The organism is Thermaurantimonas aggregans, from assembly GCF_003851885.1.
In the GTDB taxonomy this organism is placed as follows: domain Bacteria; phylum Bacteroidota; class Bacteroidia; order Flavobacteriales; family Schleiferiaceae; genus Thermaurantimonas; species Thermaurantimonas aggregans.
Genome location: NZ_BHZE01000005.1, coordinates 98,288 through 125,284, shown reverse-complemented (window position 1 = coordinate 125,284; position 26,997 = coordinate 98,288). Strand labels below are relative to the sequence as shown.

Here is a 26,997-nt window from a genome sequence, read left to right as displayed (position 1 = left end):
AAGAGATAAAATTTAAAACAGATCAGAAATCTTTTTAGCTATGATAGTAGCCAATGCAATGCCCATACCTGATAATCGCACACCATATGCGATAGAAGATGAAGTGGTACCCACGAGATAGCCTTTTTCGTTTTCAGGGCCAAAGCCCATAATGCCCGCCCAGCGAAATTCTATTTGAACATCTTGAGGAACTTTAAAGTATTTTTTCAACACGCGATCTAATTCGCTCTGAATAAGATCACTGGTTTCGATAGCATCAGTCGATTCTCCTTTGAAGTCAAAATTTCGAGCTCCGCCGAGCAGTATTCTGTTTTCCCCAATGTTTCGAGCGTAATAAAATCCCTCGTCCCAGTGCAGATTACTTTTCCATTCCAGAGGCTGGGGCAAAGGTTTAGTCACAAGTACTTGACCCCTTTTGGGAGCTACAGAAAGCTCAGGCAGTAATGTAGCGGCAAACCCATTAGTACACACAATCGCCTGTCGGGTGTGAAGCTCGCCAAAATTGGAATGGAGAACGTGTTTGTTACCTAACTTTTCGATGTGTTTTACTTCAACGCCATTTAAAAGTACAACACCTTGTGATTGTACCTTTTGAATGAGTTTTAAAATCAACTTTCCAGAGTGCAATTGGCCTTCATAAGGCGTGTAAATGGCTCCAATTGCCCCTTTGATACCTTCAAGTTCTTCTAAATCGTCGTCGATTACAAAAATTTCATTTGCCAGTTCGCCCAGTACATCGTTGAGGTATTGGACTTTAGAACAGGTTTCTTCGTACTTTTTCTTTTCGCCTTTAAAAAAGAGTTCGTAACCGCCGAGAAATTTGAAGTCAATATCGTAAGGCTTCACAATGTGAAGCAGTTCCTTAATGCCCATCCAGCGGTCAGATATCAGTCGCACTGCAGCTTCCTCGCCGAGCGTCTCGATGTCATACAGAATTTCTGTAGGGCTGCCAAAACAAGCGAAACCTGCATTTCTGGTACTTGCACCAAAGGGTATCAAGGATCGCTCTAAGACGGAAATACGAGCTTTTGGATACTTTTCTGATATCTTAAGGGCAGTTATTAACCCTGTGATACCACTGCCAACGATGGTAAAATCTGTTTCGCTCAGAAAAGCATCTTTTTCCCAAAAACTCAGCGGACGACTCATACTGTTTGAACTAAGCGCTTATCTACATAGCTAAATGCCAGTAAAATGAGCGCACCATAGAAGAGGGTACCGAGCAATTGATTGATGGCAAAAGGTATAGCGGCTACATAACAAGCCAGCAATCCACTGATTGTTTGAGGGTATAAAGAAGTTTGATACCACACGCCAAAATTGGTGATCAGGAAAAACAGCACAGTAGAGGCGATAGAGGAGACCAGCCACTTGAAGGTAGAGTTGCCGTTTTTTAAAAGACGAGGAATGAACACTGAAAGAATGAAAGAACTGTAAATTAAAACTGCTCCTGGTGTAAACCAGACAAAAGAACCATAAAATTCAGCATAAAAGAGATTGTTTACCAATAAATCTGATACAAACATAGAAGCCACTGTAGCCAGTAATGCCGGTATCCAATTTCGATATGCCATTCCACCAGCAATAGCTACAGCACCTATAGCTGTGAAATTAGGGTAGTGGGGGATGATACGAGAAACAAAAGCAATAACAAAAAGAATGAAGGTGTACGTCCAATCTTTGCGCGTCATTTAATAGAGGATTTGCTGCAAAAATACACGAGTAGAGTTACAAAAACGGATTCTCTGCACTAGGTGTGAAAAAAAACACGCGACCATCGCTAGTAAAGAGCGCTACTTTCACCACCTGAAATTCATTAACCTTTATATTTACATCTGTAAAATGACGCTGTTCGTTTTCTTTACTTGATTTTTTATCGTCAATCAGGTGCATGGGTGGATTTTGAACATTTTTATCTGAAGCTTGAAATTCTTCAATGGATGAAAATAAATCATTGATTATATGCTTCTTAGATTCGTTTACCTTTTGATCTGCTTCAAACAAATTTCCTTGTCCTTTTAAGAGGTAATTGAAATTTACATTTGGAAATTTTTGATAGATTGCTTCTAAAATCGTCAAGGAAGGATTATTTCGACCGCAGTAAATATGAGACAGTGCAGCTGAGCTAATTCCAAGTTTTTCAGCGAATTCATTGTTTGTAAGTCCCTGTGCTTGTTGTAATTCCTTAATTCTATCAACAATTGTTTTCATTTCATCTGTTTATTACAAATGTAAATCTCAACGATAAACATCCAAATAATCACATATGTTAATTAATAAACCTTTTTTACATGTGTAAATACAAACGTTTCCTTCAGACAGATACTTTTACCTTTTGATCTGAAGATATCTTTGGCATCAAAATTTACAAATGATGACTTCTAAAGTGGTATATACAGGTGGTTTGAGATGTGAATCGACTCACACCAGAAGTCAGCAAGTAATACATACGGACGCCCCACCTGACAATCACGGTCGCGGTGAAGCTTTTTCGCCAACAGATTTGCTCAGCACTTCGCTGGCCAATTGCATGCTGACCATCATGGGCATAGCAGCCGGCGAAAATGAAAAGCTTTTAAAAGGTGCTTTTGCTGAGGTGACTAAAGTAATGGCCTCTGGCCCAAGACGCGTGAGCGAGATTCATTTAAAAGTGTATTTGCCTGCACAATATCCGGAAAGCGATCGCCTTCGATTGGAGCAAGCCGGCCTTAACTGCCCCGTAGCGAAGAGTTTACATCCTGATATCGTTCAAGATATCGAATTTTACTGGACGCTCGAATGAGAAGATATGAAATATTCCTGATGCTGGCAGTAGCTGCATTTGCCCGTTCGGGTATGCCTAGCGATCTGAAGAGACATTTAAAGGCAAAAAGTACTTCGACCATTAAGGAACAGTCGAAGTAAATATGGATAGCATATTTTTACAAAGGAGAGCCTTGGGCCATCCTACGCTAGGCTCCAGGCAACTTGGGATTTTATCCTTCGTACAACATTTATACCCTCAGAGATCAACTGGTAATATCCGTAGTTCCAAAAGCCATAGAAGATTCAGCCCAAGAATCATCAACTGTTTGTCTGGTTCACTTTATGAAGGATGCATTTCCACATCCATCGACATATCCTGTTTTCTTGCGCAGGTGCGATTTAGCTCGCGATTTGGTTTCCTTTCAAGTTATTCAAAACCAGAAACTAAATGAATTTGGAATCAAAAACTTTCAGCGAATTTTCAAAACGTACTCTGATAATCCTCAATCCTGGATGGTTTTGCAATTAAAGTTGCAGCAAAAACTGCATCGTATCGACACCATCTGCATAACTGTCTATAGCCGGCCATTGAGCTCTGCCATAGTCGTCCGTACAAAGTGATTTTTCAGCGCCTACAATACATTGAATTTGTTCGCGAAGCTGATGAATGGTCGAAGCGAGAACATCATACGATGAATAATACTCGTAATGCACTACACTTACAGGAGTGGCGAGAGCTTGATTTTGACGGAGAATAAAGAAGCCATTTTCCAAAATGGGCTCCTTACTCATAAGATATACCACGCGGTTGTAGTCGTAATTGCTGGCATACCGGTGGTGCTGGATAATGTGTCGCCAGTCGTAAAAAGCACCGAAAATGCGCTGCAGATCAAATCCTTCGGGCAAGTACAGTTTCGAAACCGAGCGACAGCCCAAGCCGAAATATTGAAAAACGTCGTCGGCAAGACGCCTTAATTGATCATCGGTAGTGTCAACCGTGACAATGGCTATGGAATTCCGGTTTTTGCGAATGATATTGGGATATTTTCCGAAGTAATATTCGAAGTAGCGAGCGCTGTTGTTTGATCCGGTGGCAATCACGGCATCTATGCTTTCGATCCGTTCGACGAATCGAAAGCGCTCTGCCACTGAACGATCTATCTCTGCCAGCATGGAGATCATCCATTTTGTCAATACAGGATCGTCAGAAGAAGTTTTAAGTACAGCATTGTGACCTGATAAGTAAACACATAGCAAGTCGTGAATGCCTACAAAAGGTATATTGCCTGCCGTGATAATGCCAACATTTTTGATTGATGTAAGCTCTTTTTGATAGTTATCTAACCAACGTTCAAGATTTTCCTCGTTGAGCATCGAAGCCCAATACGAGAGGCCATACCATATATTCTCTGAAGTAAACCAGGGATTTATGGCTGAAGCTTTTTGAATAAGTTCTTTAACCTCAGAGGATAAATTTTGATTCTGATAATCTTTAACGAGCTTATTTAGTTTGTTTCCAAATTCGGTTAAAATTTGAATTTCTGTCCCAAAAGTCATTTTTAGTGGCAGTGCGTGATTAACTTTGCAAAGGTAATTTTTGAATATCGTACGTTTCTATGGCTATCAAAATAACTGAAGAATGCATCAACTGTGGTGCATGTGAGCCTGAGTGTCCTAATAATGCCATTTACGAAGGCGGTAGAGAATGGAGATTTTCGGACGGAACTTCTTTAAAAGGCAAGATCACACCGAAGTCAGGTATCACCTACGATGCCGATGAACCACAGGAGCCCTTGAGCTACGACGTATATTACATTGTCACAGATAAATGTACGGAGTGCGTTGGTTTTCATGACGAGCCTCAGTGTGCTGCGGTATGTCCTGTAGATTGTTGTGTACCTGATGAAAATCACGTGGAGACTAAAGAAGAGCTTTTGGCTAAAAAAGAATTCTTACATCTGTAGAAATTAAGTTTTTTCTATTTTATCCCTTCTGTTTGCAATAAAAATTGCTTCAGAAGGGTTTTTTATTTGCTTGAGATTTAGGATTTACGTTGTCATGAAATCAGGCCAGCAATACATTTTGATTACCTTTCTATTCATTTTCAGCACTATAAGTTCATGCTTTAATCCAATTCGCTCTCAATCGCTGCATGAGGCAGAAACTATTTTGGCTGATTTGGGTTCAAAAATTTTAAAAGCCGTAGAGTATCAAGCCAGAAAGCAGGCTTCGGATGAATTTTATGTTTTGCTGAACGATTTACTTAGTCAACCGGAAAGTTTCAATTACCCGTTTGAGCAAGTTAAAAACCTCAGCCGCCTACAGTCGGGCGATAAGTTTGTAAATGTATTCACCTGGCTTTTGCCATTAGCCGAGCCAAATATGTATGAATTTTATGGTATTCTGCAAGTAAAAGACAAAAAGAACCGCATCTACCTGTATACTCTTGTAGATAAGGCATCGGAAATCGCACAGCCTGAATACACAGCTCTTCAACCGGCCCGTTGGTACGGAGCCCTGTATTACCAAATCATTGATGTAAAACACGGCAATCAGACGTATTACACCTTGCTCGGCTACCGCCCACAGGGAAAAGCAACACAGCGAAAGATAGTCGATGCCTTAGTGATAAAAAGCCCTAAAAATATCCAGTTCGGAGCTCAAATATTTTATATACAGGACTTAGCAGACCGTCGTTATCTCAAAAAACCTTTCAGACTCTTCTATGACTATTCGGCGAATGTTTCAGCTACACTTCGGTATAATGAAAAAGAAAAAATGATCATCATGGATCATCTAGCGCCACCCGATGCGTCAAAAAAAGGTGTCTATGCCGTATATGGTCCTGATTTTTCATATGATGGACTTTATTGGAACAAAGGCCATTGGCATCTAAAAGAGCAGATAAAATTTGATACCGGCATCAAAGACGAAATCCCGACCGTTCCGCCACCTGTTCGCAGAAAATTTTAATGTCTGAAGGCAAAAAACTAATCATTCTTTGGTATCATTTCATGCATTTACATTAGAGCTCATGATCTTGTTTCGAATACCTTTGATTCAAATTCTCTTTCGATGAAAACCAGCATTTTAACTGTACTCTTATCTGTTCTTTTACTATCGTGCAATCAAAGCAACAACAACTACGATGCATCGGTTTCTTCAGACGAAATGGTTGAATCTCAAGACTTAGCAGGCATTCCAAACGAAAATACTCACACAGATAATGACAAGATTTATTCAGATAGGCTGTTAATTAAAAATGGTTCAATCCGATTTAAGACCAATGATTTTCAAACTTCTAAAAAGGCTTTATTCTCATTGATTGAACATTACAAAGGCATTGTTCAAAACGAAAATACTGATCGCTACGACAATTCCATTAATCTCTACCTCGATTGCAAAATTCCTTCAAAGCACTTTGATGCTTTTGTCGATACACTAGAAGATGTTTTTGGGCGTCCAGAATCGAAAAATATACGCGTTGAAGACATCACCAAGAGCTATCGCGATACTGAAGCTCGCATACTAACGAAAAAAGAGCTGGAAAACCGCTATCGCGAATTGCTTAAGCAGGCAAAAACCGTTTCTGAAATTCTGGAAATCGAGGCAAAGCTCAACGAAGTGCGTTACGAAATCGAACAGTATGAACAAATGCTAAAAAATTATGACAATCAGTTGGCCTACAGTACCTTGAGCATAAGTCTGTACCAAGAGTCAAGGCGCGAATTGGAATTCTTTAAAAAGGTAGGAGATGGCATCTATGAAGGATGGAACAACTTTTTGAGTTTTTTAATTGGCATCGTACATCTGTGGCCATTTGTTATCTTGATTTTAGTGGTCATTTATCTGTTGAAAATCAGGAGAAAAAGGTAAGCCTACTGCGATTTTGTCTTCTTTCACTTTTTACTTCTTTTCACCTTTTCAAAGAATAGTATGAACTTTCATAAGGTGTAGTACCTTTATCGAAAATCTAAAAGAAATTTTACAGAATGGAATACAGCAAATTAGGTAAGTCAGGTCTGCCTGTTAGTAGACTTTCTTTTGGTACGTGGATCACCTTTGGCAATCAAATCGGATATGACACAGCTAAAGAGTTGATGGTGATTGCCTACGATGCCGGAGTTAATTTTTTTGACAACGCCGAAGTGTATGCCCATGGCCGATCAGAGGAAGTGATGGGACGCATCCTCAAGGAAACCGGATGGTCAAGAGATTCTTACACTGTATCGAGCAAGGTTTTCTTTGGGGCAGGGGGAAAGCTTCCAACCCAAAGGGGCTTGCACCGCAAACACATCCGTGAGGCCTGTGATGCCGCTTTGAAGCGCCTTCAAGTGGATTACCTCGATCTCTACTTTTGCCACCGACCCGATAAATCTACACCGATTGAAGAGACTGTATGGAGTATGCACCAGCTCATCATGGCTGGAAAAGTGCTCTATTGGGGTACAAGCGAATGGAGTGCACAAGAAATCATGGAAGCACATATGGTCGCTGCCCGATACAATCTGATAGGCCCTGTGGTTGAGCAACCTCAATACAACATGCTCTATCGCCATAAGGTAGAAGTCGAATTTGCCCAGATCTATAAAACCGTTGGTTTAGGACTCACTATTTGGTCGCCATTGGCGAGTGGCTTGCTTACAGGTAAGTACAACGCTGGAATATCAGACGACTATCGACTCAAGCGTGATGAACTCGCTTGGCTTGCCGAGCGAAATCTCATTGAGGAAAATCTGAAAAAAGTTGCTCAGTTAATGGAATTTGCTAAAGAAATCGGCACAGATGTCACAAGACTGGCCATTGCGTGGTGTTTGAAAAATCCGAATGTAAGCACAGTGCTTTTGGGAGCCAGCAAGCCTGAACAACTCAAACACAACCTTACAGCCCTCGAGGTAGTGCCCCTACTGACTGACGATATGATGGAGCGCATCGAATCAATTCTGAATAACAAGCCTCAGCACCCACCTTTCTAAAAGCTCATAAATGAGTTTTTTGCATTCCGTCGCAAACCAAATTTTTGAAGAACATAAAGACAACCTGCACGACATCACTGTGGTGTTGCCCTCCCAGCGGTCGTGCATCTTTTTTTTGAGGTATTTAGCTGACCGGTCCGAATCAGTCGTCATCGCTCCTGATGTACTTACGATGGACCAGTTCATTGCGAGCATTGCCCATCAGGAGCCTACGGAATACTCCAAATTGCTGCTCGCCTTCATAGAAGTCGCCCGTAAGCACATACCTGAGCGCTGCAGCACATTGGGCGAGTTTATGTCGTGGGGGCCCATAGTACTCAACGATTTTAATTCCCTGGATGAACAATTGATTGAACCAATATCGATTCTCACAAATACTGCTCGTGCCAAAATACTAGAGCAATGGCAGTTGCATAATGATCGAGAAAAAGGCGAGCTTGAAAAAAAATTTGAAAAATTCTACGAATCACTTCCAAAATTGTACGATGAATTTATCAGCCAGCTCAAAAAGAAAAAGTACAGCACACGAGGTCTCCTCTACCGAAAGGCAGCTGAGAGCATCAATACACTCGAATTAACCTCCAAAAAAGTGTACTTTATCGGTTTTAATGCGCTAACCAAAGCTGAGTTTGAGGTGATAAATGCGCTGGTAACATCGGGTAAAGGTGAGTTTATTGGCCATTATGACACATATTACTGCATCCATTTTCCAAATCATGAAGCTGGAACTTTTTACCGAAAATGGAAAGAAAAAAACCTTTTATCACCGAAAAGTCAGTTTACCGATGACCTTTTGACGCAACAAAAGAGAATTACCCACCACCGCGTTTCGGGCCGAGTACAACAAACAAAGATCGTAGCCCAAGTGATAGAGCAACTTAAGGAACAAGGCTATGGGGATTTTAAACGCGTAGCCGTGGTTCTGCCCGATGAAAACATGCTCTTTCCCGTTTTGCACCATCTGCCGGTAGTACCTGAAGGCATTAATGTGACCATGCAATTGCCATTAGAACAGCTACCAGTTTATCAATGGATACTATCTTTTATAAAATCGGTAGAATATGCAAGCCGTGATGAGTCAAAAGGGAAATTTTATCACCGTCAGCTCAAAGAAGTGCTGTCAAATGCTTTAGCATATTCCTTTTTTGAGCCTGAACGCATTAAAAAACTTTTGCAAGACATCATCGACAACAATTTGATCTTTGTTGATCATAAAAAAGTCAATGAAACCCTTTGTGATGGCGATCAACTTCTTTTTTCGCCCGCAGAAACACCGCAACAACTCATCGATGCAGCAAAAGCGCTGCTCGAAATAGGTATTGCGAAATCACCTGAACGAGATATGCTCGAAAGAGAGCAGCTGTTCATGATGCGCGAAGTGCTCGCTGAATTGAAAGATGTAACAGCCGCCTGGCCTCAAGACTTTCTCAAGTTGCAGGATTTAGTGCTCTTTTTAGAGGCTATCGCCCGATCTTACGGCATCAGCTTGCGTGGAGAGCCTGTACAAGGCCTCCAAATCATGGGAATGCTTGAGACGCGACTGCTCGATTTTGATACCATCATAATTCTATCGGCTAATGACGGTATTTTGCCAAAATCTGCCTTTCATCAGTCAATCATACCCTACGATATTGCAGTAGCACATGGTTTGCCGGAGCATCGCCATCAGCTGGCTATTTATTCTTATCACTTTTATCAACTCATTAGAAATGCCAAAGAGATTCATTTGATTTCATACGCGCCAGCTATTGGAAACGAACAGGCCATTCCTTCCCGTTTTATTTATCAAATCGAATGGGAACTTGCCGCTGAAAATCGAAAAATAGAATTCAACTACATCGCACACATCCTCACTCCGAAAATTGGAAATTATTCGTCAGAATTTCATCTGAAAAAAGATGAAGCCTTTGTGCGTGATTTGTCAGATAGGCTCAAATCCAAAGGAATTTCTCCAACACATTTGGCAAATTACATAGAGCGTCCAAGGGACTTCTATACAAAGTACATGCTCGGCATTCAAGATGTAGAAGAGGATGTAGCAGAGCAGGCCGACGCCCGAATCAAAGGCGTGGCTGTGCACAATACCTTGAAGCGCTTATATGAACCCTTTCTAAATTCCACATTCCCAAATGTCGAAGCTTTAAAAGTTTTAGAAGCTCAAGTAGACCAAATACTCGATGAAGAACTTCACCGCGAGCTTCCCAACGCAGATTGGAATACTGGTAGAAATTTTCTCGAAAAATTTCTCATTAAACAAATGATTTTAAATCAATTACAGATTGATAGAAATCGACTTACCGATCAAACCCTCGACACCAATAATCTATCCATCGCGCATTTAGAAAAATCATTTGAAACGACTTTACTCGTGCCCCATCTTGGCGAAATTAAATTATACGGTACCTTAGACCGACTCGAAAGAGCTGGTAATCACTTTCACAATATCGATTACAAAACCGGATCGGCACCCAGTAACAAACATTTTGATCTCGAAAATATTGACTTTTTTGACAAGAAAAAGCGAATAAACGCCGGCAAGCCCCTTCAACTACTATGCTATCTGTTGATGGTAGCGGATTCTTTAGGTAAAAATGAAAGTTCCTATTCAGCCGCCCTTCATTTTATTAAATACAAAAAAGAGCAAGAGAAATTTTTGTTTAAAACAAAAACCAACAACTGGTATTCTTTTGACAATTTTGATAACTTTACCTTTAAAGCAGAAGATTTAGAGACCTACAGAAACATAGTCATTCGTTTGATTGAAGAAATGCTCGATATTCATACCATTGAAAATCAATATCTAAGCGAAATTAAAGAACTTAATAATTGATTTTAATTATCAAAATATAAGTTCAATTGAAATATATGATATTTTAAACCCGTTATTTTTGCACGAAAAAGAGAAAAAATGGCCGTAATTGTAACTAATGATCAGACATTCAAACAACTGATTTCAGAAAACGAAAAAGTAGTCGTCAAATACTATGCTGACTGGTGTGGCGCATGCAAGATGTTTGCCCCAAAATATCGCCGTGTAAGCGACGAGGAGCAGTACAAAGACATTGTATTCTTAGATGTAAATGCTGAAGAAAACCCCGATGCTCGCCATGCAGCCGGAGTAGATAATTTGCCTTTTTTAGCTATTTTTAAAAATGGACAGCTCATTGAGGGCAGTGCCTCTGGTAAAGAAGAATACTTGAGAAAACTCCTTGAAAAACTCCAACAGGCATGAAAATACCCGCCATTAAAAAGCTTTTACCTGTAGATATTGAAGCCCTTCGCAAAGCAGAGCAAGACCTCTATGAAGAGCGCACGCCTGAAGTTGCCATCGAAGGTGAAGACGAGGGCGAACAGCTCACCCACGTACTGGCCGCCATTTGGATCAAAGAGCAAATTCAGGCCGGAATGAGTGAAACCGAAGCCATAAGGGCCTATACGCAGCGCGTACGCAACTCCATCACATAACGCCAATGCCCGTGGTAAGGCACAGGTTTGGCGAGTTTTTGCCGCCGGGTGTTCGATGGATCTTTATGGGTACCTTTAATCCAGAAGCATCGTGCAACCCGGCGCACTTTTATTATAGCCGACCTCAGAACCACTTTTGGCGGCTATTACCGGAAGTTTTTGGAATGCCCTCGCTGAAAAATGCCTCGTATAAGGAAAAAATAGCCTTTTCGAGGCATAAGAAGGTTGGTTTTATCGATCTCATTCGCTCCGTTGAAGTACCTATCGGAAGCGAATGCACCTACGAAGATGCTTTTATCGACAACAAAGTGGCGGAATGGAACGATGTTTTTTCGCTACTTTCGAATATTAAAACAGTTGAACAAGTCTTATTTACACGTAAGAGTTTCAAGGACATACCAAACATCCGAAAGCGAATCGAAGAAGTTCATTCTTTTTGTGTTCAATCAGACATAAAATTTTCATTATTACCCACGCCAGCGAGAATTTATTCGGATAAAAAACTAAATATCTGGCAAAAAAATATATTAATGTAGCATCAAGAGAGTGAAAAAGTAATATTTTACACAGACTTTTGCATTACTTTAGCTACTCTATCAAGTCTTTTTTGCTAAATATAAATATAATATTTCGTAAAGTCTTTCAAATGCTATTTTCTGCGATGAATAAACTTTCTAAACTATATAAGTGTTTCTGAATGTGTAATTTAAAAATCATCGATAAACTTGAAAAGGAAGGGCTTTTTTCTAAATATAAGTTTGAACATATAAGTACATAAACTTTGTAAAATTAACAGAAAAAAATATTTGATCATTACCATTTCATCTGTTTTTTAAGTATGTATAAAAACCAAAAAAATAGATGATTTTCCAAAGAGATTTTCTACAGAATTCGAGAGAATCGAGTGGGGGATTTGTCTATAGATCACTGATAAACTTTCTCCTAAAAAGCCCTAAATAAATTGATCCGTAAAGATTATTCGGCTTTTTTCAATTCTACCGGTGGCCGGCATGACTCTCCTTCGCACAAATACAAGCGATCGACCTCAAGCGAAAAACGATTTTTTAAAACGTCAACCTCTGATGGATTTTGAGCGGAAATAACCATGCCGTCAGGTAGAAATTTTTGTCTGTACTCCAATGCTTTGGTATGTGCTGAAGGGCCCGTGATTACGTACATTTTCCATTCTGATGCGTGCATAAGGTACACATACCACCAGTGGTAGTATGCCTCCGGATGCTCAGTAGCACGCTGTTGCATTGCATTGAGCATAGCCAGCGACCGTTCGGTGTAGTCATGCTTGCCAAGTATATGACCCAGGAGCATCAGGTTTTCAGCCATAACTGCATTAGACGAAGGAATTACATTGTCCTCCGTTTCGACTGCTCTTTGAAAAAGCAAATTGTCATGTGCAGGAGTATTTGTAAAGAGTATTTTATCTCGCGTGTCATGAACTTCAAAAACTCGATCTAAACTTTTTTGAGCCCTTGTAAGGTATATTTCATCGCCGGTAGCCGCAAAAAGTCGAATGGAGGCTCTAATGATTTGAGACAAGTCATCGAGCAAGCAGCGCGATAGATATTGTCCATTTTTATAATAGTGAGCTTTATGATCGATGATTTTGTGGATAAAATTGGCCAAACGAATGGCTTTCTCAAGCCAATGTGTTTTACCGGTAGCTTCAAACACGGTAACCAAGGCACTTACAAGCATGAGATTCCATGAGGCAATTACTTTATCGTCTATACCCGGACGGGGTTTTTTAGCTCTTGTGCCTTTAGCCCTTTTCAAAAATTTGTCGAGGTTTAGTTTGGCTTCGTCCAAGCTCAAGTGATGCTTTTCAGCATACGATTCAAGCGGTTCTTTCTGATGCAACACATATTGTCCTTCCCACTGTTCGCCGGGATGCAGGGCATATACATCGCGCAGAAAATCAGCCGGTAAGCCTTCGAGCATCTTTTCTATTTCGCGCGTTGTAAAGGTGTAGGTTTTTCCTTCTTCACCCTCAGCGTCGGCATCGAGTGCCGCGTAATAACCACCATCGTTGCTTTTCATCTCGGCTTCAAGCCAATCAAATGTTTTTTGAAGGACATCTAAATAGGATTGATCGCCCGATTGTTTGAAGGCTTCGGCATAGAGCTCGATGAGCAGTGCGTTGTCGTAAAGCATTTTCTCAAAGTGCGGGATTTTCCACTCCGCATCGGTCGAATAGCGGTAAAAGCCGCCGACCGTTTGGTCAAAAATGCCTCGCCGAGCCATTTGTTGCAAAGTAAGATGCACAAATTCAACGGCTTTTTTATGCTCTACCCAAACGCCTAACCGAAGTATATCGAGCAACTGCGTGGGCATCATAAACTTCGGTGCACGTGAGGGGCCACCCGTTTCAAAATCGCGATGCTGCAGATATTTATCGAGTGCCTTTTTAATTTCAGAACGCTCGGGCTTATGAAACCCTTTAAAATCGGGTGTAGTGTGAAGAATACTAATTCCATGGCTGAGCTTATTGGCATAATCGTACAGCTGATTTGGATTATTCTTTTGTAATTCAGCTATTTGCTCTAGTGCGCTCATCCAACTTTTCTTGGGCAAATACGTCACACCCCATATGGGCCTCCCGTCAGGCAAGGCTACGATGTTTAGTGGCCAGCCTCCGCGGCCGGTCATCAGCTGCAGGGCGTCCATGTAAATTTGATCCACATCTGGATGCTCTTCGCGATCTACTTTTATAGAGATGTAGTATGTATTCATCAGGCGAGCTACCTCTCGGTCTTCAAAGCACTCGCGTTCCATTACATGACACCAGTGGCAGGCTGAGTAGCCTATACTGATCACCAATAATTTGTTGTGCCTTTTAGCTGCTTGAAAGGCTTCTTCTCCCCAAGGATACCAATCTACTGGATTGTGTGCATGCTGTAGTAAATAGGGGCTTGCTGCATTTATAAGGCGATTCATCATTTCTTGTATTTTCACGGCAAGGTAGCTTCATTAAACAATCCTACTGCAATAAGAGTGTGGTTTTCAATAATAGAAAAAAGTAATCGACTTTTTCACACTAATGCTAAAATGTAACACAATTCATCACAATCAGGGTAGGTTTTGGATTAAAAACTGAATATTTTTAAAAGCAATGAAAGTTTTTTAAAAAATTTCTGAAAACCTATTATTACTCATCAAGGATATCCATTTTCGTAACCATAATCAGAAAATGGTATTCAAGCGGCCTAATTTTTTGATGATCGTTCGTTTCTGAATTTTAAAAAAAAACGCAAGAGATTCTACGAATGACTTGCTGTATTCAATTCAAATTTTTGGCACTAACTTGTAGAGTATGCCATTAGATTCATCAGAAAAATAAATCCAGCCATCAGTGGATTCTACTACGTTGCGAATTCGCCCTTCACCCTGAAAATACCGCCATTCAGAGCTGAGCGTTGAACCTTGGAAGGATGTTTTGTTTAAATGCTGGCCAGCGAGAGCCCCGATTAAAAGATGACCTGACCACCCCGGATATCGGTTGGACGTTATAAAAGCCATTCCACACGGTGCTATGCTTGGTGTCCAGTAGTGAATTGGTTGCTCAGTACCCGGATAGCTGGGATCGGCAATTTTGCCTCCTCCATATTGTTGTCCATAAGTAGCAAGAGGCCACCCGTAATTCAATCCTTTTTTAATCACATTAATTTCATCACCTCCTTGCGGACCATGTTCATGTGCCCAAAGTTCACCAGTGATAGGGTTAATGGCCATTCCTTGTATGTTGCGATGACCATTTGTCCAGATTTCTGGCAAAAAGTCGGGATTAGTAACAAATGGATTATCGGAAGGCACACTGCCATCCTCTTGTAACCTTAAGATACAACCCATGTGATTTTTTGTGTTTTGTGACTGTTGCATATTACCACGGTCACCAAGACCCAGGTAAAAATGCCCCTTGCCGTCGAAAATCAATCTGCTGCCGAAATGCACTCCTGAGTTGCTTAGCATTTCAGCCACAAAAATTTCCTGAAAGTTTTTAAAAGACTTGTTTTCATAGATGGCTCTGCCCACTGCGGTAGTATAAAGCCCGCTGACCTGTTTTGTGTATGTGAAATATACTAATTTGTTTTGATTAAAAAATGGATGCAGACGTATATCCATTAAACCTCCTTGACCATAAACGACAGCATTTGGAACCTTGAAAAGCACCTCTTTTGAACCAGTATACACATTTCCTAGTATCACATCGCCACTTTTTTCAGCTATAAGCACCAAACTGTCGTTTATAAAGACCATTCCCCATGGGATATTCAGCCCCGTAATCACAGGGATTTTTTGCACCTCAAACGAGGGAATAGTGTCATTGTTAGGTTGTTTTTCCGAACTTATTTTTTCACAACCGAAAGAGGATACTGTAATAGAGATAAAGTATAAAAAGAATATTCTCATCACTCTTAAACAAAAGTAATACTCTTTTTTGTTTTTTCGAAATCTTGCTAAAGTGTATTAAATACACTTTCTTTGTGGCAAAGACTTGATTTAATGAAAAATACAATACTTATTGCCATTCTTTTTGGTACATCCTCTCTTTACGGACAGTTACGCACAGTAACCTTTCGCGTGGATATGAGCCAACAAACAGTATCTACTGCTGGCGTACACGTAGCAGGAAGTTTTCAAAATTGGAATCCTGCGACCTCTCAAATGACAGCTGTTGGCAATGGGGTGTACTCTTTTAGTGCACAAATAGCTCAAGGAACTGCCATTCAATACAAATTCATCAACGGAAACACGTGGGCAGGGGAGGAGCAGGTGCCATCAGCATGCGGAGTATCAAATGGATTTGGAGGATTCAATCGATCGCTTACAGTTACACAAGACACAGTGTTGCCTGTTGTTTGTTTTAGCTCCTGTACAACCTGCCAACCCTTGCCACCAACCAAGCTTGTGACCTTTCAGGTGAATATGTCGAATGTTGCCAACGTAAGTCAAATGGGAGTTCATATAGCAGGTAGCTTTCAAGGTTGGAATCCAGCCTCCACACCTATGATCAAAAGCGGAAGCATTTGGAGTTACACCGTGGCATTACCTGTAGGACAGACAGTACAATTCAAATTCATCAATGGAAATGCGTGGGGGCAAGATGAAACTGTACCAGCTGCTTGCGGTATGGGAAATCCAGTGAACCGATTCCTCACCGTGCCAAACAGCGATACGGTACTTCCTGCAGTTTGTTTCGGTACATGCAATACAAATTGCCCAGTAATCCCACCAACGCCCAAAAAAGCAGTGACTTTTCGCGTTGATATGAGCCAACAATCGGTAAGTTCTAATGGGGTACATGTAGCAGGAAATTTTCAAGGTTGGAATCCTGCCGGTTCGACCATGACTTTAGATACCGCTTCTGGTTTGTACGTGCGCTTAGATTCAGCCAGCATAGGAGATACAGTGTTTTACAAGTTCATAAACGGAAATGCTTGGGGACAGGACGAAACAGTACCTGCAGCCTGTGGATTAGGTATACCCTCGCCTAATCGTTGGTTTGTGATGCCTAATACCGATACCATTCTTCCAGTCGTATGTTTTGGCATGTGTGGGCCATGTCCGGTGCCTCAGCCGCGAAATGTCACCTTTAGAGTGGATATGAAAAATCAAACCATCTCACCCAATGGAGTTTATCTGGCCGGTAGTTTTAACAATTGGTCACCAAAGGCTACGCCAATGACAGCTAACGGTACTATTTATTCAGCCACTGTAGTAATTAATTCAGGTACGACAGTTCAGTATAAGTTTTTGAACGATTCTACTTTCACAGGTGCTGAGGCTGTGCCACCAGCCTGTGGTGTAAGCGATGGTTTTGGTGGCTACAACAGAGTCTTTAATGTCACAAACGATACAATACTTTCGGCTGTTTGCTTTTCGATGTGCGATACCTGTCCGGCACAGTTGCCTACTTCTAAGGTTACCATTTCAGTGCTCACCCAAGGAATTCAGGTATCGCCACAAGGTATGTACGTAGCCGGTACTTTCAACGGTTGGAATTTTACACAACACCAAATGAACCTAGTGAGCCCAAACAAGTACAGCATCACCTTAGATCTGCCAAAGGGCGAACAAGTTTTGTATCGATTTTCGACCACAAATAGCCCTGCCGGTCAAGAGCTTATCACCGGCTCTTGTGGATTTCTAGGTTCAAGAAATCTGACTGTTCCAACGGCAGACACCACACTGCCCGATGTGTGTTTTAATCGATGCGACTTGGTATGTACCTCCTTTTCTATTGACGAAACTGCCTATTCTTCTTTGAAGGCTGCCTATCGCAATAGAGTTCTTAGCATTTCAGGATTACCTGTAGGTGGTGTACCATCCAAACTAAAAATAATAGATGTATCAGGCAAATTGATTTATTCTGTTGATTTTCATTCTACCGGTACTTTCACCTCTCCCTTAGAGTTAATATCAGGAGTTTATTTTATTGTCTTACAAATAGATGGACAAATTAAAATCCTTAAACTTCCAGTGGCTTTTTATTGATTTTTAAAACAATATTCAAGAAAAACGGGGAGCAGTCGGTTCTCCGTTTTTTATGTATAAAAAAACATTAAATCCAATAATAAAACGCCAGTGTTAATAACTCAATTCACTTTACATACAGCGATATGACGATAGTTTTTAAACTTGAAAGTTGAGAAAAAAGGGCAAATCGATTCATTTAAATGTCTGAAAATCAAATTAAATATACCGAAGAGAACATCAAAACCCTCGAATGGAAGGAGCACATTCGCCTGCGGCCGGGTATGTATATCGGTAAGCTAGGTGATGGAAGCTCACCTGACGACGGGATCTACATCTTGCTAAAAGAAATCATCGATAACTCCATCGACGAATTTGTGATGGGAGCCGGCAAAACGATCGAAGTTACCATAAACGACCGCACAGTGACGGTGCGCGACTATGGCCGTGGCATTCCATTAGGCAAGACTGTGGATGTTGTAAGTAAGATTAACACCGGAGCTAAATACGACAGCCAAGCCTTTAAAAAATCCGTCGGTCTGAATGGCGTGGGTGCTAAAGCCGTGAATGCGCTTTCGTCGTTCTTTAAAGTGCAAAGCATTCGCGATGGAAAAACCAAGTGGGCTGAATTTGAGCGAGGTAACCTCAAATTTGAATCTCAAATCGAAGATACTACCCTCAGGCGAGGTACTCGCATCATTTTTACCCCAGATGATACCATTTTCAAAAACTTCAAGTTTGTAGATGAGTACGTTGAGCGCATGATGTGGAATTACGCCTACCTGAATGCCGGCCTCACCATCATCTACAACGGACAAACCATCCGAAGCGAAAACGGACTGAAAGACTTACTAACCCATACTATCGACTCGCCTATCTTACACGAAATCATTCACCTGAAAGGCGATGATATTGAAATAGCCATCACGCACAGCGAGCGTTCACAGTCAGAGATTTATCACTCTTTTGTTAATGGACAGCACACCACACAGGGGGGCACACACCAAGCTGCCCTTCGCGAAGCGATGATTAAAACCATTCGGGAGTTTTACAACAAAAATTTCGACACGGCCGATATCCGCCAATCGGTTATTGCCGCCATTTCGCTCAAAGTAATTGAGCCAGTCTTCGAATCTCAGACGAAAACCAAGCTCGGATCTACCGAAATGGGTCCCGGTATGCCAAGTATCAGAGCTTATGTGAACGACTTCGTTAAAAAAGAACTTGACAACTACTTGCACAGAAACCCGGAAGTGGCTGATGCCATCTTGCGAAAAATCGTTGCGGCTGAAAAAGAGCGCAAAGAACTGGCCGGTATCCAAAAATTAGCCCGCGAGCGCGCTAAAAAAGTCAGTTTGCACAACAAAAAGTTGCGCGATTGCCGCATTCACCTCACCGATGTAAAGGATGAGCGCTGCTTCGAATCCACCCTATTTATCACTGAGGGCGACTCAGCCTCCGGCAGCATTACCAAAGCGCGCGATGTAAATACTCAAGCTGTATTTTCCCTGAAAGGAAAACCTCTTAATTGTTATGGCCTCACCAAAAAAGTGGTGTACGAAAACGAAGAATTTAACTTACTTCAAGCCGCCCTCGATATCGAAGAGTCTATCGAAAACCTTCGCTACAACCGCGTAGTGATTGCCACCGATGCCGATGTAGATGGCATGCACATCCGTTTGCTGCTCATTACCTTCTTTTTGCAATTCTTCCCTGAGCTGGTTCGCGAAAATCACCTCTACATTTTGCAAACACCTCTTTTTAGAGTGCGAAACAGAAAAGAAACCATCTATTGCTACAGCGAAGAAGAAAAATTTGAAGCCCTTCGAAAGCTCGGCAACAAAGCTGAAATCACTCGATTTAAGGGTCTGGGTGAAATTAGTCCCGATGAATTCCGCCATTTTATAGGCAAAGACATCCGGCTAGAGCCGGTTCTTATTGGCAAAGACCAAACCATCGACGAAATTCTTGAGTTCTACATGGGCAAGAATACCCCAGCTCGACAAGAGTTTATTATTGGAAATCTAAAAATTGAAAAGGGCGAAAATCCTCTTGATTTGAACGACCATCAGTCCGTAGAACTCATCGAAGAACAGCTATGAAGCCATATCCGCGCATTGTGTACATGGGCACACCCTATTTTGCCGTGCCCGGTTTGAAGAAGTTAATCGAAAACAATTACAATGTGGTAACCGTAGTTACTACGCCCGACAAACCGGCCGGACGAGGCCTTAAAATGCAATCGAGTCCGGTAAAACAAGCGGCCATCGAATTAGGAATACCCGTTTTAGAGCCTTTTAGCTTAAAATCAGACGATTTTTTTGAAGCACTGAAATCGTATAATCCTGATATTCAAATAGTAGTAGCCTTTAAAAAGTTACCCGATCGCGTATGGCAACTACCACCGCTTGGCACATTTAATCTTCACGCTTCTTTACTACCGCAATACAGGGGGGCGGCACCGATCAACTGGGCCATCATCAACGGTGAACAGGAAACCGGCCTTACCACTTTTTTTATCAACGACAAAATTGACGAGGGAAACCTTTTACTCCAAACCAAAATACCCATCACACCTGACATGACGGCAGGCGAATTACACGATGCCATGCTTGAGCCCGGCGCTGAATTGATTCTCAAAACTTTAGAAGGAATTCTGAACAATTCCATTGTTCCAAAAAAACAAGAAATTCATGAAAATCTTAAAACAGCACCTAAGATTTTTAAGGAGAACTGCTTGATTGACTGGACAAAAGGAGTTTTAGAGGTTCATAATTTTATAAGAGGTCTGAGCCCAAATCCTGGAGCATACACAGTCTTAGAAATTCAAAATAAACCGATCATTTTAAAAATATTAAGAACAAAAATTCTCGGAAACTCCATTAAAATTCCTCCTAAAACACTACATGTCGAAAATAAAAAACAACTCATCGTAGGATGCGCAGACGGGGCTCTGAGCATTGAAAAACTTATGCCCGAAGGTAAAAAAGAAATGACAGCAAGTGAATTTTTAAATGGTGTATTGAATAAAACAAATCTGATAAAGATTAACAGTTAAACGTTAAAAATTTACCTCAATTTTTTTTCTTAATCTCTTGCATAATTTCATCTATCAGTTACTTTTGTCGTTGTAAAGAAAAAATTAACATAAAATTTACTCTCATGAACAAAACAGAATTCATCGATGCAGTAGCATCTAAGGCTGGAATGAGCAAGGTCAGCGCCAAAGCTGCAGTTGATGCTTTCATCAGTACTGTAAATGAGGCACTTAAGAATGGTGACAAAGTGATCCTCACTGGTTTTGGAACCTTTTCAGTGGCTGAAAGATCAGCGCGCGAAGGAAGAAATCCCTCAAATGGTCAGACCATTAGCATTCCTGCTAAGAAAGTTGCCAAGTTCAAGCCGGGAAAAGAGCTTGCTGATAGCATTGCATAACAATACTTACATCAGCAACTCTACTCTGAAAAGATTACGCCGGCCTACACGTGGCCGGTTTTTTATTCATCTTTTATACCCAGTCGCTCCATGATCTCTGGATTGATAAAGAGATAGGAGTGAAATTTCAAATCTTTTGAACTGAACAAGTAAACGTCATCTACACAAATTGGCAAATAACCAGTATCTTCTAAATCTTTGATGCAAAAACACTTGTCTTTTGTATTCCAAAGGATTACTCCTTTGCGCTCTATACCAGTATCAATGCGATACTCTACAATGTCGAGTTCGTACAGATGCTGGTTGTTTCGATCTTTTAACCCCGAATATTCATCAATTTGCTTGTAATACAGCTGATGGCCTGACCACCATAAGCCATTGCGCGAATAAAATTCATACGATTCGCTCATTACGCGCTTGTAGCCTACGATTTTATCATCAATTCTGAGCCGATAACGCTTTTCTCCGAACATGCAACTTTAACGGAAATTCAACTAAAATGTTTTTCATCAAAACTTAATAGCACAATGAATCACGCCACTAGGCGAGGGTGTTAGTAGAAAAGATTGATTAGAGCGCCTAATATGAAGATGAAGTTTTGGGATGAAGTAACCAATCGACCATCCCAAGGCAGCCCCTGTTATTACATCAGTCAGATGATGAACCCCGGAGTAATATCTCAAAAATCCAGAGGTAATCGCAGCGGCATATGTGCTATACATTAAAAAAGTAGCCAAGGAATTCTGCTGTTTATATACTTCCTGGCATGCGTGTACAAACCCTGCAGCTGCGAAAGCCATAGCCGTATGTCCCGAAGGAAAGGAATTTAAACTCTCGATGCCTCTATATCTTGAAATGTCGTATGCATTAGTGAACATTTCAGGTCTTGGTCTTCGCGTGAGAGTTTTCAGCGTTTGAACTACCAATAGGGTAGTGGAGTAGGTCTCAATGCCCATGACTGCCATTGTCGATAGTTGAGAGAATGATTTCGAATAAGGCGCTAACAAAACGGGTAAAGCAATAGTACTTAACATCGCGTAGTGGCTTGCGCGCTCAGTTGTGGTATTAAATGTTCGGAAAGTAATTCGATCGAGATAAAACAATCGTTCGCGGTCGAGTTGCAAAATTTCAGCGTCTGTGGGTACATTTAGATGAGCTTTTAAAGCTGTATTTGCTCCAATTAATGCAATATTTCCAGCTACAATTGAGACATCTATAGAATATGTCAGTCGAAAAGGAAAGTTTGAGGGTTGAGCGCAAACTGTAACAGTCAGCAAAAAGATCAACAAAACATAGAAGTTAAAACCTCTCATTTTCAAGCTGTTTAGCTGCCTCATCGAGTTTTTGGTACCATTCCTTCCCGTATTTTCTGATAATGGCACTTTTTAAGAAGACGTACACAGGCACTTTCAGTTGAGCACCTAATTCACAAGCCGGGCTACAAATTTCCCAGCGATGATAGTTCACCGCTTCAAATGTTTTGTATTTCGTAATTCGAATGGGGTATAAGTGACAAGAAATAGGCTTTTGGAAGGTAGTTGCCCCTGCTTTCCAAGCCAATTCAATACCGCACTTAGCTATTCCGTCAGCATCAAAAACGACGTAAGCGCACTCTTTACCTTCAACCAGAGGAGTAACTGGATCACCATCGCGCGGATCTTTCAACCAGGTGCCTTGCTCTTCAATAGCTCGTATGCCCTCAGGCCTCAAAAATGGCTTTATGTTTTCAAATTCTTTCTCGAGAATCCGAGTTTCTTCTTCCTCTAAAGGTGCGCCCGCATCGCCATGTACACAACAAGCACCTTTACAGCGCGCCAAATTGCACACAAATTCTTTGGCCATTACATCTTCGGCCACTACAGCGCCATCGATTTCTACCGCAAACACAAGCAAAAAATTGAGGTACAAAGTAACTATATAACTCTTCAGAAAAAAATTCCATCTTACCACTGTATAACTGGATTAAAACCAAAAAGACCTATTTACATCTTACTTTTGACGCAAATCAAAGCCTCAATAATCTACCTGCTCAAATGTGTGCTCATCACCACCACACCTTCACCATTGATATTCATACACATATATTACCCGAACATTTACCAGACTTCAAGAAAAAATTTGGCTACGGAGGTTTCATCTTTCTCGAGCATCACGCTCCATGCCGAGCCCGCATGATGCAAGATGGCCGATTCTTCCGCGAAATAGAAGACAACTGCTGGGATGCAAATACTCGCCTTCGCGAATGTGGTGTGCATCATGTAGATGTACAAGTACTGAGCACAGTACCAGTCATGTTTAGCTATTGGGCAAAGCCAGAGCACACCCTGTATATTTCCAAGTTCTTAAATGACCACATAGCCGAAGTGGTACATCGATATCCCAAGCGATTTATAGGGCTTGGAACCGTTCCGCTGCAAGATACAGAATTAGCAATCAGTGAATTAGAACGCTGTAAATCCATTGGTTTAGCTGGAGTTGAAATTGGCACACACGTAAACGATCTCAACCTCGATGCTCCACAGTTGTTTCCCTTCTTCGAGGCGTGTCAAGACCTTGGGATGGCAGTCTTTGTGCACCCTTGGGATATGATGGGCAAAGAAAAAATGCCTAAGTATTGGCTCCCTTGGCTTGTAGGTATGCCCGCCGAAAGTTCCTTGGCCATTTGTTCCTTGATTTTTGGAGGAGTCTTTGAGCGACTGCCGAATTTAAGGGTAGCTGTAGCACATGGCGGAGGGTCATTTGCTGCCACTTTTGGCAGAATCGCCCATGGATTTGATGTAAGACCCGATCTATGTGCCATCGACAATCCGTATCATCCAAGTAGATATCTAGGCAGATTTTGGGTAGATAGCCTCGTGCACGACATCAATATGCTCGATTTTATTATACGCATGTTTGGCGCTGATCGAGTGGCACTTGGCACAGATTATCCCTTTCCTCTAGGTGAGTTAACCCCAGGAGAATTAATCCATCAATACACTGATGACGAGGAACTAAAAGCAAAGTTGCTACATGGCGCAGCCCTTCAGTGGCTCAACATAGATAAATCACTCTTTTTGGCTGATTAAAAGCGTATCAAAATTTGATTCTTCTCAACTGCATCGCCTTGTTTCACTAAGATAGCAGACACTGTGCCCTCTGCTGAGGCTTTAATCACGTTTTCCATTTTCATAGCCTCAAGAGCGAGTAGGGGAGTACCTTTTGTAACTGCTTGTCCTTCAACGACCAAAATACGAGTAACAAGACCTGGCATAGGAGCTTTCAGCTCGCTGACTTTTGACGACGCGCCACCGCCGAGTCCCATCTGCTTCATGACGAGCTCCTGGTCGCTAGTTATATCAAATTCTACATCCTTACCATTGATTATAATTCTGGCTGATCCACTTTCAGGTATCTGAAAAGGTTTTAATACTTTGTACTTACGACCTTTGTAGTGCAGAATGTACTCATTTTCAGCTACTGATTTCAGCTCTATTTCATAAAGCTCACCATTTATTTCGCCTTTTAATCGGTTGTTTTTTCCCGGCTTTACGTCAAAAACCTGATCTGCGTATTTTATTTGCATAATCTGTAGAAATCAACAGCCAAAAGTAAACACAATATCCGTGATTCGATTTCTCTTTTTAGCTTTTTTAGTCTTTGTTGTAAATGGCAATTTAAGATTACAACAAATTGAAAATCAAAATATTGAAGTTAATATAAGTTTGGATTTCAACAATAATTCAGTTAAAATTTCCTACTTACTCTCTCCACCACCGGGCAATTACACTGCAGAATATTCAATAGAAACACCAACACAATCTATAAATAACTTTAAAAAATACCTTTTAAAACCACTGGACGAAACAGCATATCAATACGATGGAAAAAAACTCACTTTTAAACACACTGATAAGAAATTTTTAAAATATTACTTCGATGTAGAAATTCCACTGTCCTATCTACAGGATCATCTGATAGTAACAGATAGTAAAAATACATTAATATTTCATTTTAATGAACAAACTTTCAAGAAAATTATTCCCAAACCTCATGATAAAAATTACTTAATTTCTTTGTCTATATGCAGTGCAGTAAATTTTAAGGTTAATGGCTTAAAATTTTACAGCTTTGTCGATAAAAAATCGAATACTATGTGTATTTTTAAAACAAATTTATCTCCAGATGATATACAAAAAATAAATGTGGTATTTGAAAGACCAATCATTATAGCTTCTACCAGCGAGAATCAAGCGAAAAAACCAACACCTACTCCTGCTTCTTCAGCTGTTAGAAACCAACGTGTAGAACCGGATCTTCATCCTGAGGATACCAATAATCAACAGCAGACTATTGCAGCTAATCCATCACAACCTTCGATGAGTAGTGAAACAAAAATCACATCGAATACCTTTCAGCAACCTTCAAGTAAATTTCAGCCTTGTTATACGTTTTTAGCAGAAAATCACATTAAATGTCAATTTGATTCAACACTATATCCCGGTATTTATTATTTACCAAAAAATCCCTATTATTACCTAATGCCTCAAAAAATTTCAAATGAACAAAAGTGTATTCAAGCAGCCTTGATGCAATGTGATAACAGTACTGAAATTTTAGATGTTCTTAATGCCTTTGAAATAGTAAAAGAAATAATTGAAACATCAAATCAAAGCATTCATGCATTAAAGCTCCGAAATGTTGTTGATAATTATACAAAAAACAGTAATTATACAAACGATATTCGACTTTATTACATCCTACTATTCTACAATGTTTATTTCTATAATGGATTTGATGTTTTAAAAAATGTACTTGATGAATACAGTAAAATTTATGCTCAGAAAAAGATACACGAAATACTTCAAAGGAAAAAAATTCATACAGATATAAATCACCTTGTAATTAACAAAACTAATATGAAGAAACTTTATATATCCTACGAGATTAAATTTTCATCGAAATCAAATGTCATAAAGATTCAAATGAATGATGAAAACCTCATTGTTAAAAAAGGTACATTTCTCCAATGGATAGCTTATAACAAAGACCAAAAAATAGATACAATTATTACACCTACCACAGGTGAAAAAATCATGAATTTCGATATAACGACATCCTCAGAAATTCTCTTTTTGTATCCGCAATGGGAAGAATATCTAATGATCCCTACACACGAAATAAGGCCTGAATACCAGGCACTGCTCGAGCTCAATTATGGATATACTCCTTTAAATCGATACAGAGCCTTTCGCACCATGATTGCGACTGGCAATCCCAACCTACTCGCCACGGCAGTATCGCTTGCACTCGATGATTCTCTTCCGGAAATCCGAAACTTTGGATTTGAACGCCTCGACGAAGTACCCGATTATCAAATCCGAAAAGTAAATGACGGTATTTTAAAAGGAATTGCTCTAACCGACGCCTTTACACGGCCCATTGCCTATCGCAATGCCGAACGCTTCCAACTGCCGGTAAAAAGACCTGCTATCAGCAATCAAAAAGATCAAGATTTGTACTCAGATCTCTTGGTCATGAAGCAATTCGAAGGTCTCAAGGCCACAGAAATGGCATTGGAAAGTTTTATTGAGGGCAACACGGACCCTGGACTTATTTGGTTTTTAGCTGAAACAGGTGAAAGAGAAATTCTCGACCTCCTGCTTACCTTCGTGAGAGGCATACCATTTGATGAGGCTTTTAAAAGAATAAGTATTGTTTATCAGGCGCTTATATTTAACTTTAAACAAGAATCAAATCGTTTGGATTTAATGAATAAAGAATACATCTCACAGAAATTGTTCAATGCCGGTATGAAGGCGACAGAAGTTGAAATGTTGTGGAAAAATCTTGAAATTAACATCCAACTTTTTAAAGCATCTTTCACCAATTAAACGATGAACTTTTT

At 40.6% G+C, this 26,997-nt stretch carries 26 protein-coding genes; 16 read left to right on the top strand and 10 right to left on the bottom strand.

The window, feature by feature from the left end; genetic code table 11:
- Positions 1 to 12: 12 nt before the first annotated feature.
- Genes EIP89_RS03975 through EIP89_RS03965 form a run of 3 tightly spaced genes read right to left on the bottom strand, consistent with a single transcriptional unit; the run spans position 13 to position 2,211 of the window.
- Positions 13 to 1,149: an NAD(P)/FAD-dependent oxidoreductase gene (locus EIP89_RS03975; RefSeq protein ID WP_124397362.1), complete on the bottom strand. Its 1,137-nt coding sequence runs from the start codon at positions 1,147 to 1,149 to the stop codon at positions 13 to 15.
- Positions 1,146 to 1,691: a DUF6580 family putative transport protein gene (locus tag EIP89_RS03970; protein ID WP_124397361.1), complete on the bottom strand. Its 546-nt coding sequence runs from the start codon at positions 1,689 to 1,691 to the stop codon at positions 1,146 to 1,148. The genes EIP89_RS03975 and EIP89_RS03970 overlap by 4 nt, the downstream gene beginning before the upstream one ends.
- Before the next feature lie 37 nt (positions 1,692 to 1,728).
- Positions 1,729 to 2,211: a helix-turn-helix domain-containing protein gene (locus EIP89_RS03965; RefSeq protein ID WP_124397360.1), complete on the bottom strand. Its 483-nt coding sequence runs from the start codon at positions 2,209 to 2,211 to the stop codon at positions 1,729 to 1,731.
- A gap of 160 nt (positions 2,212 to 2,371) precedes the next feature.
- Here EIP89_RS03965 and EIP89_RS03960 point away from each other — a divergent pair, with 160 nt between their 5' ends.
- On the top strand, positions 2,372 to 2,782 hold the full coding sequence (locus EIP89_RS03960) for an OsmC family protein (RefSeq protein ID WP_124397359.1): 411 nt from the start codon (positions 2,372 to 2,374) through the stop codon (positions 2,780 to 2,782).
- On the top strand, positions 2,779 to 2,904 hold the full coding sequence (locus EIP89_RS11680; protein WP_262607403.1) for a hypothetical protein: 126 nt from the start codon (positions 2,779 to 2,781) through the stop codon (positions 2,902 to 2,904). Before EIP89_RS03960 ends, EIP89_RS11680 begins: the two co-directional genes overlap by 4 nt.
- A gap of 366 nt (positions 2,905 to 3,270) precedes the next feature.
- Here the strand turns inward: EIP89_RS11680 and EIP89_RS03955 are convergent, their stop codons facing one another.
- Positions 3,271 to 4,302 carry an acyl-CoA reductase gene (locus tag EIP89_RS03955; RefSeq protein ID WP_124397358.1) on the bottom strand — a complete coding sequence of 344 codons (1,032 nt, stop codon included), beginning with the start codon at positions 4,300 to 4,302 and terminating at the stop codon, positions 3,271 to 3,273.
- A gap of 59 nt (positions 4,303 to 4,361) precedes the next feature.
- Between EIP89_RS03955 and EIP89_RS03950 the strand changes: the two genes are divergently transcribed.
- From EIP89_RS03950 to EIP89_RS03915, 8 genes are all read left to right on the top strand, one after another.
- Positions 4,362 to 4,709, top strand: a complete 348-nt coding sequence (locus tag EIP89_RS03950; RefSeq protein WP_124397357.1) for a 4Fe-4S dicluster domain-containing protein — start codon at positions 4,362 to 4,364, stop codon at positions 4,707 to 4,709.
- A 94-nt stretch (positions 4,710 to 4,803) separates the two neighbouring features.
- The gene (locus tag EIP89_RS03945; RefSeq protein ID WP_124397356.1) at positions 4,804 to 5,718 is read left to right on the top strand and encodes a hypothetical protein; all 915 of its coding nucleotides are present in this window, start codon (positions 4,804 to 4,806) and stop codon (positions 5,716 to 5,718) included.
- Between the two features lie 102 nt (positions 5,719 to 5,820).
- Positions 5,821 to 6,621: a DUF4349 domain-containing protein gene (locus EIP89_RS03940; RefSeq protein ID WP_124397355.1), complete on the top strand. Its 801-nt coding sequence runs from the start codon at positions 5,821 to 5,823 to the stop codon at positions 6,619 to 6,621.
- A 116-nt stretch (positions 6,622 to 6,737) separates the two neighbouring features.
- A complete protein-coding gene (locus EIP89_RS03935; protein ID WP_124397354.1) occupies positions 6,738 to 7,721 on the top strand; it encodes a potassium channel beta subunit family protein in 984 nt (327 codons plus the stop codon).
- A gap of 10 nt (positions 7,722 to 7,731) precedes the next feature.
- Positions 7,732 to 10,551 (top strand): PD-(D/E)XK nuclease family protein, encoded by a 2,820-nt coding sequence (locus EIP89_RS03930; protein ID WP_124397353.1) that lies wholly within the window; start codon positions 7,732 to 7,734, stop codon positions 10,549 to 10,551.
- A gap of 78 nt (positions 10,552 to 10,629) precedes the next feature.
- Positions 10,630 to 10,953 (top strand): thioredoxin family protein, encoded by a 324-nt coding sequence (locus EIP89_RS03925; protein ID WP_124397352.1) that lies wholly within the window; start codon positions 10,630 to 10,632, stop codon positions 10,951 to 10,953.
- The gene (locus tag EIP89_RS03920; protein ID WP_124397351.1) at positions 10,950 to 11,186 is read left to right on the top strand and encodes a DUF6952 family protein; all 237 of its coding nucleotides are present in this window, start codon (positions 10,950 to 10,952) and stop codon (positions 11,184 to 11,186) included. The genes EIP89_RS03925 and EIP89_RS03920 overlap by 4 nt, the downstream gene beginning before the upstream one ends.
- A gap of 11 nt (positions 11,187 to 11,197) precedes the next feature.
- Entirely contained in the window at positions 11,198 to 11,722 is a 525-nt protein-coding gene (locus tag EIP89_RS03915; protein ID WP_218019319.1) for a uracil-DNA glycosylase family protein, read from the top strand.
- 439 nt (positions 11,723 to 12,161) lie between these two features.
- Here EIP89_RS03915 and EIP89_RS03910 read toward each other — a convergent pair whose 3' ends face one another.
- Complete coding sequence (locus EIP89_RS03910; protein WP_124397349.1) at positions 12,162 to 14,141, bottom strand: thioredoxin domain-containing protein; 1,980 nt, start codon at positions 14,139 to 14,141, stop codon at positions 12,162 to 12,164.
- Between the two features lie 345 nt (positions 14,142 to 14,486).
- Positions 14,487 to 15,611, bottom strand: coding sequence for a PQQ-dependent sugar dehydrogenase (locus EIP89_RS03905; RefSeq protein WP_124397348.1), 1,125 nt, complete (start codon positions 15,609 to 15,611; stop codon positions 14,487 to 14,489).
- A 93-nt stretch (positions 15,612 to 15,704) separates the two neighbouring features.
- Here EIP89_RS03905 and EIP89_RS03900 point away from each other — a divergent pair, with 93 nt between their 5' ends.
- From EIP89_RS03900 to EIP89_RS03885, 4 genes are all read left to right on the top strand, one after another.
- Positions 15,705 to 17,696, top strand: coding sequence for a hypothetical protein (locus tag EIP89_RS03900; RefSeq protein ID WP_124397347.1), 1,992 nt, complete (start codon positions 15,705 to 15,707; stop codon positions 17,694 to 17,696).
- A 182-nt stretch (positions 17,697 to 17,878) separates the two neighbouring features.
- A complete protein-coding gene (locus tag EIP89_RS03895; protein ID WP_124397346.1) occupies positions 17,879 to 19,777 on the top strand; it encodes a DNA topoisomerase IV subunit B in 1,899 nt (632 codons plus the stop codon).
- Positions 19,774 to 20,733, top strand: coding sequence for a methionyl-tRNA formyltransferase (gene fmt, locus EIP89_RS03890; protein WP_124397345.1), 960 nt, complete (start codon positions 19,774 to 19,776; stop codon positions 20,731 to 20,733). Before EIP89_RS03895 ends, fmt begins: the two co-directional genes overlap by 4 nt.
- 104 nt (positions 20,734 to 20,837) lie before the next feature.
- Positions 20,838 to 21,110 (top strand): HU family DNA-binding protein, encoded by a 273-nt coding sequence (locus tag EIP89_RS03885; RefSeq protein WP_124397344.1) that lies wholly within the window; start codon positions 20,838 to 20,840, stop codon positions 21,108 to 21,110.
- Between the two features lie 62 nt (positions 21,111 to 21,172).
- On the opposite strand, the gene EIP89_RS03880 is transcribed toward EIP89_RS03885, so the two are convergent.
- From EIP89_RS03880 to EIP89_RS03870, 3 genes are read right to left on the bottom strand one after another with little or no spacing between them, the layout of a single operon-like run.
- Entirely contained in the window at positions 21,173 to 21,583 is a 411-nt protein-coding gene (locus EIP89_RS03880; protein ID WP_124397343.1) for a YopX family protein, read from the bottom strand.
- Between the two features lie 36 nt (positions 21,584 to 21,619).
- Positions 21,620 to 22,423 (bottom strand): phosphatase PAP2 family protein, encoded by an 804-nt coding sequence (locus EIP89_RS03875; RefSeq protein ID WP_160160512.1) that lies wholly within the window; start codon positions 22,421 to 22,423, stop codon positions 21,620 to 21,622.
- Positions 22,410 to 22,997 (bottom strand): DUF3109 family protein, encoded by a 588-nt coding sequence (locus tag EIP89_RS03870; protein ID WP_262607401.1) that lies wholly within the window; start codon positions 22,995 to 22,997, stop codon positions 22,410 to 22,412. The genes EIP89_RS03875 and EIP89_RS03870 overlap by 14 nt, the downstream gene beginning before the upstream one ends.
- A gap of 146 nt (positions 22,998 to 23,143) precedes the next feature.
- On the opposite strand from EIP89_RS03870, the gene EIP89_RS03865 reads away from it, so the two are divergent.
- Positions 23,144 to 24,178 carry an amidohydrolase family protein gene (locus EIP89_RS03865; RefSeq protein WP_124397341.1) on the top strand — a complete coding sequence of 345 codons (1,035 nt, stop codon included), beginning with the start codon at positions 23,144 to 23,146 and terminating at the stop codon, positions 24,176 to 24,178.
- Here EIP89_RS03865 and EIP89_RS03860 read toward each other — a convergent pair.
- Positions 24,175 to 24,675, bottom strand: coding sequence for an acyl-CoA carboxylase biotin carboxyl carrier protein subunit (locus EIP89_RS03860; RefSeq protein WP_124397340.1), 501 nt, complete (start codon positions 24,673 to 24,675; stop codon positions 24,175 to 24,177). The two genes, EIP89_RS03865 and EIP89_RS03860, sit on opposite strands and share 4 nt — an antisense overlap.
- A gap of 40 nt (positions 24,676 to 24,715) precedes the next feature.
- Here EIP89_RS03860 and EIP89_RS03855 point away from each other — a divergent pair, with 40 nt between their 5' ends.
- Entirely contained in the window at positions 24,716 to 26,983 is a 2,268-nt protein-coding gene (locus tag EIP89_RS03855) for a hypothetical protein (protein WP_124397339.1), read from the top strand.
- Positions 26,984 to 26,997 lie beyond the last annotated feature (14 nt).